Source organism: Spirulina sp. 06S082, from assembly GCF_034932145.1.
Taxonomy (GTDB): domain Bacteria; phylum Cyanobacteriota; class Cyanobacteriia; order Cyanobacteriales; family Spirulinaceae; genus CCY15215.
Genome location: NZ_JAYGHV010000480.1, coordinates 1 through 1,495, shown reverse-complemented (window position 1 = coordinate 1,495; position 1,495 = coordinate 1). Strand labels below are relative to the sequence as shown.

The 1,495-nt window shown below is 39.7% G+C and carries 2 protein-coding genes; both read right to left on the bottom strand.

Annotated elements, in window-relative coordinates:
- On the bottom strand, window positions 1-555 hold a 555-nt coding region (locus VB714_RS27195; protein WP_323228459.1), incomplete at its 3' end, for a serine/threonine-protein kinase.
- Window positions 556-574: 19 nt separating this feature from the next.
- Window positions 575-1,495, bottom strand: a 921-nt coding sequence (locus VB714_RS27190; protein ID WP_323228457.1) for a YARHG domain-containing protein, incomplete at its 5' end; no start/stop codon positions are given.

Here is a 1,495-nt window from a genome sequence, read left to right as displayed (position 1 = left end):
GGAGCCAATAACAATAGAATGAGTGCTATTATTGGCAGCAGCAATGGTGGTATTCATGGTTTCTTTGACTGCACCCAGATCGATGAGAACGGGTTGATTATCCCGGTTGCGGAGAATAATGTTATCGGGTTTAATATCCCGGTGAATAATGCCTTTTTCGTGCATATGATGCAGCACGGGTAAGATTCCTTGCAGAAGTTCTTTTACCGCATTTTCATCAAATTGTCCCGATTGTTGTAGTTTTTCCGATAAGGTCGATCCTTCTACCCATTCCTCAACTAAATAAAACTGTCCCTCTGATTCAAAATAAGCATAAAGTGCGGGAATTTGCGGATGTCCGTGACCCAAATCTTCTAAAATTACGGCTTCTCTCTGAAATCGTTCTTGTACGGTTTGATAGGTTTGCGGATCGTTCGCGATCGGTTTGAGTTGTTTAATCACGCAACGACGATTTGTGGGGGATTCCATATCTTCCGCAAGAAAGGTTTCTCCAAATCCTCCACTACTTAAGGAATGCAAGGTTCGATAACGATTTTTTAAGACTACAGGTATCATATCAATTCATTGCGTAATGTTATTGAATCCATCTTAAACCATACTGATTTTGATATTGTAAAATAATTTGTGCATTTTCTTGTTCCAATGGAGTGACTAAACTGCTAGGGAATTGATCGGGACTATAAATCGGACGATACCAAGGTTGACTATTAAAAAAACTTTGTAATTCTGGACTGCGAAATATTCTTCCTTTACGGGCAAAAATTGAATTTCGCATAATCGATAATTCTCGAGCGCTTTTTCCTTGTAAATCTGTTTCTGTTACTCTGTGATCGGATAACCAAGAATAAGAAGAATCAGATAAAATTGAAGATGATGGAGATGGTTCTATAGGAATAGAAGGTGATTCTGAAACAAGTGGAGTATCGTTGATCTCTGATGGTGTAGCAATATTATTTTCTTCTTCAATAGATGAAAATTCCGATGGAGGCGTGACCGTTTCTTGTTCTTCATTAATTTTAGACGTAGGAGATTCCGATCGCGGGGGACGAGTTAAAACTAAACCCAAAACAACTCCCACACAAGCAAACCCTCCTAAAATCAAACTTCCCAGTATAATTGGCGATTGATTATTGTTGCTTGGATTGGAATATGTCGGAGTTGCAACCACAGTTTGAGGGAGGGATTGAGCAGGAGGAACAGATGTTACAGTGGGAGAAATCGGAACATTTCCAGATTGTAGCGCAGCCAGCATTTCTCTGGCTGTAGAAAAGCGATCGCGAGCATGAGATTTTACGGTTTTATCTAAAATATCCCCCAAACTCGGACTGATATTTAAAGCCAATTCTCGCCAAACAATTTCTCCCGTTAAGGGATCAGTTGTTAATGCTTGGGGGACTTTTCCGGTTAATAAATAAATTGCTGTCAGTCCCAAACTATATAAATCGCTAGAAAAAACAGGCCTACCAATACTCTGTTCTGAAGGCATAAAACCGGG